This window comes from Methanobrevibacter filiformis, from assembly GCF_001639265.1.
GTDB classification, from domain to species: domain Archaea; phylum Methanobacteriota; class Methanobacteria; order Methanobacteriales; family Methanobacteriaceae; genus Methanacia; species Methanacia filiformis.
This window is the reverse complement of record NZ_LWMT01000029.1, coordinates 1-7611: the sequence shown is the minus strand read 5'-3', so window position 1 is coordinate 7611 and position 7611 is coordinate 1. Positions and strand designations below refer to the sequence as shown.

Genomic DNA, 7611 nt, shown 5'->3' with positions numbered 1-7611 from the left:
GCTGCAACTAATGAAATAAACATCAGAAATGCAATATACAATACAATACGAACAAGAAATCTAAAAGACACAATATACTAGAAAAAACATAAATAAACATAGTATAAAACCATACATGTCTAAATAAGTATCTCTTAGTCAGTATGCCATTTATCAAAACATGATTCATACAAAAGCACTAATTTATTAATACAAATTTCATAATAAATGCACAAAAACTTAATAAAAAAAAGTTTATTAAAGTCATTAATGCATGAAGTCATATTTCAACACAAAGATTATTAAACTTTACTAAAAAATAATCAACAAAGATAAATCACTTAAAACCCAATAAACTAAATAATAATCCTTATTTTAACTTAATATTACTTCATCATCATAATATAAGCCAATAAGTATCAATTAACTAATCAATGAATTATGGAAGATCTCCATCAAAATGAGAAAATTAATTAAGAGTTATGAGAAAATTAAAATTAAGTAATAGAGATACTAATTAAGAAGCAATAGAGATAATATTAAGATATAAATTTTACACATCAAGGATGTAAAAATATAAAAAGAAAAAATAAAAAATAAAATTAACTCAATTTAAAATATTAATTAATTTTTTATAATTATTGTAATCCAAATGATTTTTTAAGAAGATCAACGTTTATGTATCCTGATTTGAATAGTTCGCCTGTTCTTAAATCATTTATAACAACTTCTGCAGGTGCGAACATTCCTTTATCAATTTTGTAGAAGTCAAATTCTGCTTCTTTAAATACTTCAAAGAAAGGTTTTCCATATCCATCTGCTGCTGAGGAAGGTAATTTTTCAGCTACTTCTTTTATGTTGTCTCCTTCTTCAGATTCAATGTAGTAATAGGTTCTTCCACCGAAAAGTACTGCATCATTTGTTTTACCCATTGCTTTTAATCCATCTGGGTCAACTGGAGCTATTGGAGCAATTCCTGCAGCATATTTGACTTTTGTTACATCGAAATGAAGTGCTTCAAGCATTTTATAAGTTCCATTTTCAACTACTCTTCCAGCTATTTGAATAGAACCAACAAGAGAAGATGTAGGAGCTACAAGTAAATATACATCCTTAACATCTACTTTTGAATCCTTAGCTATTAATTCTGCAACATCTTCTCCAGGTAATTTATCAGATTCTAATGTTAAAATAGCTAAATCAGCATCATCAGAATAACCAATTTCTTCATAAGTTTCAGCAGGTTTTTTTGCGAGTGCTCTTGCTGGACCTGATCCTAATGCAAAAAAGTCACCTACACTTACAGACCATCCTGCTTTTTGAGCTCCAAGAGTGGAAATAGCTGGAGAGTCTGTTTTGATTTTTACAGAAGGTAATGCGAATTTTTCAGACAAGTCCCCTGGAATAGATATTCCTACTTCAGCTAAACCTCCAAGACAAACTTTTGTGTAAAGTTCTCCAGCTTTAAAGCTACCACTAACATTTACACCACAATCGATTATAGTTGCACCATTATCTAATTTTGAAACAGCTATATTAAGTTCATCTGCTTTTTCTATCAATATATCTACAGTTTTTTTAGCTTCTAAATTAACACTAACCATGATTTACCTCTTACTAAATTATAAATAATTTTAATAATAAATTTAAGTAATTTAAATTAAAAATTCAAATAAATTTATATTATAATTGTTTATTTGATTTTTTAATTATTTAAAATTTTATTATTAATAATTAATAATTGATTCTATCAAATTGTTAGCATGCAACAAGATTTTGACAGAATCCTTTTTCTATTAATTAATACTTTTTTAACCAGATAAAGAGAAAAGTATTACTATTTTTGATTTTTTCCATTAATTAATACTTTATTAGGTAAATAAAGAGAAAAGTATTACTGTTTTTAGAAAAGTATTTATAATATATGGTTAATTAAATAATGTTTGTAAATAAAAATATTAATTAAAATCAACTTTATAATACTTTTATCTTATTTTTAGACAAATTGTATTACTGAAATTAATTTACTGTGTGAATTTATTAAATGTGTGAGCCCATAATTGTTAAATATAGTTAAAAATAGTTTAAATACATTTATATTTTAAATTTAAAGCATTATTTTTCTTAATTTATTCAATTAAACTTATTCATTCATCATGGATTTTAATAATTAAACTCATTCATTCATCATGGATTTTAATATTTTTTATTTATGTTATTAAAATAGAGATAGGATAAAATAAATGAAAAAAATAGATGAAAAATCTATGGAAAAACCTACTGAAGAGTTCTATGAAATATTGGGTCATAAAATTAAAAAAATGGTGAAACAACATGCCGAAAATAAGTAAAATAAAAAGATTGAGTTTAGTACCAATATTACTTAGTGTTATACTTGCAGTAGGTATAAGTCTGTTCCAAAATATCCTAATTAGTGAAATAATGATTTTAAAACAGTTTAAATTAAAATTTAAAGCGAATTTTTTAAATTTAATAGTTAATAGACAACATCTAAAGTATGTTTAAAGGAGAAATGATAATATAAATACTAAAAAATCAAAAATTATTTTTATAAGTATATTATTGGTATTAATTTCTTCAATGGGAATGGTCGCTGCACATGATACAAGTGTTCCACATTCTCACGGAGATGAAGTAACAACTGAAGATACGAAAAATACAGGAAATAAGCCATCTGATTCAACTACTAATAACAATAGCAAAGATTCCAGTAGTAATGGAAACAGTAAAATCAGTAATAGCAATATTGACAGTAATGGAAACAGTAAAATCAGTAGTAGCAATATTGACAGTAATGGAAACAGTAAAATCAGTAGTAGCAATATTGATAGTAGTGAGAATAGTTCTATAAACACGACAAATAGCACTGAAAATCAAACAAACAATGTAACTGATAAAAATTTAACTAATACTACTGATCAGAACGATTCTGGAATCTCTCTGAACACAATATTAATATTAATAATAATTGCTTTAGTGATTATTGGAGTTATTATCTTTATATTAAAAACAGGAATTCTTAAATAAAGTTTAAATCTGAAAATATTAAGATTTGAGCAATATCATAATTTAGGAGGAAAAGTATTATGCATTTGCCTGATGGAATGATTCCTTTGGATCAATCATTAATTTATTGGATAATTGTTATAATTTGTTTGGGAATTTTTTTATTGAGATTATCTAAGTTAGAAGAAGATCAAAGAAATAAAAGATTAGTCTTGACTGCTGTATTAACTGCAACAACAATAGTCGTATCAACTATAACAATTCCTTCCCCATTTGGAATACCTATGCACTTTTTTTTAATTCCATTAGTAGTAATAGTTTTAGGACCTTTTAGTGGAACAACAGTATCATTCTTAGCTTTAATAGTTCAATGTTTAATAGGAGAGGGAGGATTAACAGTCATAGGAGCGAATACATTTACAATGGGCGTAATTCTGAGTTTATCAGTATATGCAATTTACAAAATTACTTCGAGATTTAAAGAAAGTTTTGGAATATTTTTAGGAACATTTTTGGGAATTATCATAGCTGCATTTACACAAATTCTCATATTAATAATTGCAGATGTAGCCACCTTTGAAACATTAGCACCTGTGTTCGCAGTATACTATTTATTCATTGGAATTATAGAAGGTTTTATTACAACTTTTATATGTTCACTTATTGAAAAGCTAAAACCAGAAATTTTAACATTAAAAAAGATTTAATGGACAGTAAATTAAAATAAAGGAGGTTTAAAAATGAAATTCAAAATTGTAATGTCATTTCTAATATTTTTAATAGGCTTAACAGCGATGTCTGCAGTTAGTGCTCATGGTGTAGATGTGACAGAAGATAATATGATTATAGTAAATGAAACAAATGCAATAGAAACTAAAAAACTTGTTGATAGTATGGATCTTGATATTAAGGTCTATAAATTCACAGCTAATGGCGATGTTGAACATATACTTGAACATGCTTTAGAAAATCCTAATAAAAAAATATTAGCTGTTGCATTTCAAGATACTGTTACTAAATATGTAGAAAAACATCCAACTTTATCTAATCGAGTTACTATTATTGAAAACAGTAAAGCAGATATTAAAGAAGGTATTATAAACTTAAATGACTCTGCAAAGGATTCTAATGGAGAAAGTATGAGTATTGATTACACAACTCTTGTTTTAGTCATTGTTATTATAGGAATGGTTGCAGGTATTGGAGTGTTTGTATTAAAAAGATAAATCAAAAAATAATCTTCATAATTGCTAAATAATCAATTTAAAGAATTCCCAAAATTAAAAAAAATAGTTTTAGATATTGCTTTGAATATTTTTTTGGATATTATTATGAATTTTTAGAGTATTTAAGTTTCGAATTATAAATTTTTTTAAAATGGTGATAATACATGAATTTTATGTTTATCTTTATAGAATAATTATATATTTTTATGTATAAAACAATAGTTATTTTATACATTTTTATGTATACGACACTTAAATTATTATACATTTCTGAGTATAATGAAAAATATTATAAAATTATAAATAATGATTAGAAAAAATATGGATGAAAAAAAGAAGATAATTAATATATTAAAATGACTGTATCAAATTCATATGACAAGTACACTTTTTATTCAGTAATTCAGTAAGTTCCAAACACATTATGTTGCAGTTTATTAGATTTATTAGTAGTTTTCCTCAGTTTTCCTGTTTTTGTGCAAAAAACCAGTATTACTCAGTATTACTAATAAAAAATTAAATAATAATCTATTTATCTAGGAATTCTTTGTAAAGTCAAAAATTAATATGTTTCATATTTAAACTGAGAAAACAATTGTTTTCTCAATTCAGTGTTATAAATCACTATTTAGATATTTAAAGCCCTGCCTTTTCAACAATAGTACTGGCTACTTTCTCTTTTGAGACAAATGGGAAATCAGCAGCAGTTAAAACTTCACCAGCATCTGATGCTTTTAACTCAACATCACCAGATTTACAAACAGTATTCGCACCATCAGGTAACGCATTAAACAATTCATCTGGAGTGTTTATAGGGAAAGTCGCTCCATCTAAAGCTCCAACTATTTGTTCATATATATCTTCTTTAACAGACATTCTATTTTTCCTCCTTTTATCCTCTTATTTTAGTTTGTTGTATCCTTTATTTCATTATTCTAGATATTAACTAATAATTATTAATACTTTAAGAGGACAATTATATATAAGATAATACAGAATAATATACTTAATCGTTATTAAAATATACCTAACAATATTTTTCTACATAGAAAATATTTTTTAATTTAAGAGAAATAATATTAATTTAAGCAGTATAAATAGAATAATAAAATTTTTACTCAAAAATTCAATGTTAAAATCATTTACTAAAGTTTTTGGAGATAATATGAAATCAATAGGAAAAAATAGCTACAATAAACATGAAGATAATGAGGAACTATCAAAAATAAATGAAAAACTTAATTTTATGGAAAATGAGATCCACTCTATAAATAATAATGTTAAAAAGATTGCTGAAAATGTTAATCAAAGCTATTTAGATTCAATAGAATCAAACTTAAAAAATGAATTCATAAGATCAATCAATGGTTATATGTTAGAAAAAACCGATGAAGTACTTGATCAAAGAATGGTTAAGGATTGTGATATGAAAAAACAATGCAAAACAGTCTTTAAAAAATATTTAAATAAACACACCCAGAATTTATCCCCTGATAATTTAACAGATGAGAAAATCAGATGTAGTAAAGAGGAATTAGAAGATTTAAGGAAAGTTAGTATAAATGATAAATGTGATGTTTGTTTTGATGAAGTTTCAGGTATTTTTGATCATCAAATAGAATTAATCAATTCTTTAAGGATTTATGAAAATCATAACAAGGAAAATAAGAAAGAAATTTCCTCATTAGATGAAATAGCTATTGTTAATAATATTTTAGATCCAATTTCCAATAAACAAAGATTACAAATCCTTAAATTCATAGCTCTTGAACCAAAAACATTCACAACTATCTCTAATTTCACAGGACTTAGAGGTGGCAGCTTACTGTTCCATCTTAAAAAATTACAAAATGCAAACTTAATATTTCAAAAAGAAGATCATGGAGAATATATATTAACAACCAAAGGTTTTGATATTATAAATATTTTACTTAATTTATAACTATAATGTAAATAAAATAATTAAATTTAAAAATTAAATGATTAAATACTACTATTTCCAGTCAGGAGTTTTATTAACAGCTATTTTTTCATCTAAAATATTAATAGCTCCATATGGACATTCCCTAACACATACTTCACATACACCACATGAGCCTGGATCAATTCTTGCTTTATCATCTTTAGAGTTGTGATATATTGTGTGGTCTCCTGCTAAAACATTTGGACAGGAGTTAATACATAGATTATCACATTCATTTAATCCTTCACATGTATCTGGATCCACTACTGCAGAATTATATGTGAAACCTAATGCTCTTTTTATAGATTCAGTTGTTTTAAACCCTGCAAGGTGAAGGTAAGTTTCTCCAATGTTATGATCTGTTGTCATTGATGCAGAGCATGGGAAGTTGTGGAATTTGTTTGCAGCTTCAAATTCAGCATTTTTAATTGAAATACCTCTTAAATTATCAGCTATATACCATGTTGATCCACATGGAGCCCCTCTAACCACCTCAACATTTGTGATTTCTTCTCCATGTTCTATATTAACAATAGGCTTTCCAAAAGTTTCTACAAATTTATCAATGTATTTGTCCCCAACTGGAGTAAGGGAACAAAAAGGCATTGGAAAAACAATAGCTATTTGAGAAGGTAATAGTTTTTTAATCTCATTTTGAAGACCTAATGGTAATTGTTTTGGATGATATAATGGTGCGATTACAGATTGGGCTCCAGATGTTTTTACCACATCTGGAATTGTGAGATTAAGATCCCCATGAATTCCCACAGCTATTATTAAATCAGCATCAGGAATATTTTTTGGAATATACTCACTAACATTATCAATAAATTCAGGTAATTCTTCATGTGATGGAAATTCATGAATACCTACAATATTTGATGCTAAACCATGTGTAGCAATTCCATTAACAATTTTAGACCCATAGTCCCCACTGCTTAATATAAATATTTTCATTAAATCATTCCTCTTGGATTAAGTTAATTTAATTCTAATTAATAAATATTATATCTTAATTAATTAATAAATGAATGTGTTGAAAATTCCATAAGAAAGAATTACAAGAATTTCAATGAAAAGTAAGTGCATATATGTGCATATATGTAATGCTCAGTACAATTTTCAAAAAATAATAAAAAATAGAATGAAAAATTATTGTATAAAAAAATTATACAAAGTTTAAAAATACTAGATTAATAAGATTAATAGCAAAAATTTAAACTATAAAGTTATTGTTAAATTATTTAATCCTATAGTATTCCTATAATCCATTGTTTTTGCAATTTTCCGATTATGTAAAAATTTTACCTCCTGAAAAGATTTAATATTACATTTTACTATAAAATGCATACTAATTATTATCACATTTTAATACAGTATTTAGGTTTTAAGCATTTATAATGAGATTATGTCAAA

The 7611-nt window shown here is 25.5% G+C and carries 8 protein-coding genes; 5 read left to right on the top strand and 3 right to left on the bottom strand.

The genetic code is table 11. From position 1 onward, the window contains the following. Positions 1-617 precede the first annotated feature (617 nt). The gene (gene mch, locus MBFIL_RS01190; RefSeq protein WP_066970667.1) at positions 618-1583 is read right to left on the bottom strand and encodes a methenyltetrahydromethanopterin cyclohydrolase; all 966 of its coding nucleotides are present in this window, start codon (positions 1581-1583) and stop codon (positions 618-620) included. Between the two features lie 730 nt (positions 1584-2313). On the opposite strand from mch, the gene MBFIL_RS10735 reads away from it, so the two are divergent. From MBFIL_RS10735 to MBFIL_RS01170, 4 genes are read left to right on the top strand one after another with little or no spacing between them, the layout of a single operon-like run. Next, positions 2314-2505, top strand: a complete 192-nt coding sequence (locus MBFIL_RS10735) for a hypothetical protein (protein ID WP_066970666.1) — start codon at positions 2314-2316, stop codon at positions 2503-2505. 57 nt (positions 2506-2562) lie between these two features. Further along, on the top strand, positions 2563-3027 hold the full coding sequence (locus tag MBFIL_RS01180) for a hypothetical protein (protein WP_157078611.1): 465 nt from the start codon (positions 2563-2565) through the stop codon (positions 3025-3027). 59 nt (positions 3028-3086) lie between these two features. Then, the gene (locus MBFIL_RS01175; RefSeq protein ID WP_066970662.1) at positions 3087-3713 is read left to right on the top strand and encodes an energy-coupling factor ABC transporter permease; all 627 of its coding nucleotides are present in this window, start codon (positions 3087-3089) and stop codon (positions 3711-3713) included. Positions 3714-3746: 33 nt separating this feature from the next. Then, positions 3747-4232, top strand: a complete 486-nt coding sequence (locus MBFIL_RS01170) for a hypothetical protein (protein ID WP_066970661.1) — start codon at positions 3747-3749, stop codon at positions 4230-4232. 636 nt (positions 4233-4868) lie between these two features. Here the strand turns inward: MBFIL_RS01170 and MBFIL_RS01165 are convergent. Continuing rightward, positions 4869-5108, bottom strand: coding sequence for an MTH865 family protein (locus MBFIL_RS01165; protein ID WP_066970659.1), 240 nt, complete (start codon positions 5106-5108; stop codon positions 4869-4871). 289 nt (positions 5109-5397) lie between these two features. Between MBFIL_RS01165 and MBFIL_RS01160 the strand changes: the two genes are divergently transcribed. Beyond that, positions 5398-6174 carry a winged helix-turn-helix domain-containing protein gene (locus MBFIL_RS01160; protein WP_169805485.1) on the top strand — a complete coding sequence of 259 codons (777 nt, stop codon included), beginning with the start codon at positions 5398-5400 and terminating at the stop codon, positions 6172-6174. 51 nt (positions 6175-6225) lie between these two features. Here MBFIL_RS01160 and MBFIL_RS01155 read toward each other — a convergent pair whose 3' ends face one another. Next, complete coding sequence (locus MBFIL_RS01155) at positions 6226-7152, bottom strand: DUF166 domain-containing protein (RefSeq protein ID WP_066970657.1); 927 nt, start codon at positions 7150-7152, stop codon at positions 6226-6228. Positions 7153-7611 lie beyond the last annotated feature (459 nt).

What these genes read in the sequence shown, in the direction of transcription:
- mch (WP_066970667.1), bottom strand. Translation starts at nt 1,583, where the DNA reads ATGGTTAGTGTTAATTTAGAAGCTAAAAAAACTGTAGATATATTGATA.
- MBFIL_RS10735 (WP_066970666.1), top strand. Translation starts at nt 2,314, where the DNA reads ATGCCGAAAATAAGTAAAATAAAAAGATTGAGTTTAGTACCAATATTA.
- MBFIL_RS01175 (WP_066970662.1), top strand. Translation starts at nt 3,087, where the DNA reads ATGCATTTGCCTGATGGAATGATTCCTTTGGATCAATCATTAATTTAT.
- MBFIL_RS01170 (WP_066970661.1), top strand. Translation starts at nt 3,747, where the DNA reads ATGAAATTCAAAATTGTAATGTCATTTCTAATATTTTTAATAGGCTTA.
- MBFIL_RS01165 (WP_066970659.1), bottom strand. Translation starts at nt 5,108, where the DNA reads ATGTCTGTTAAAGAAGATATATATGAACAAATAGTTGGAGCTTTAGAT.
- MBFIL_RS01160 (WP_169805485.1), top strand. Translation starts at nt 5,398, where the DNA reads ATGAAATCAATAGGAAAAAATAGCTACAATAAACATGAAGATAATGAG.
- MBFIL_RS01155 (WP_066970657.1), bottom strand. Translation starts at nt 7,152, where the DNA reads ATGAAAATATTTATATTAAGCAGTGGGGACTATGGGTCTAAAATTGTT.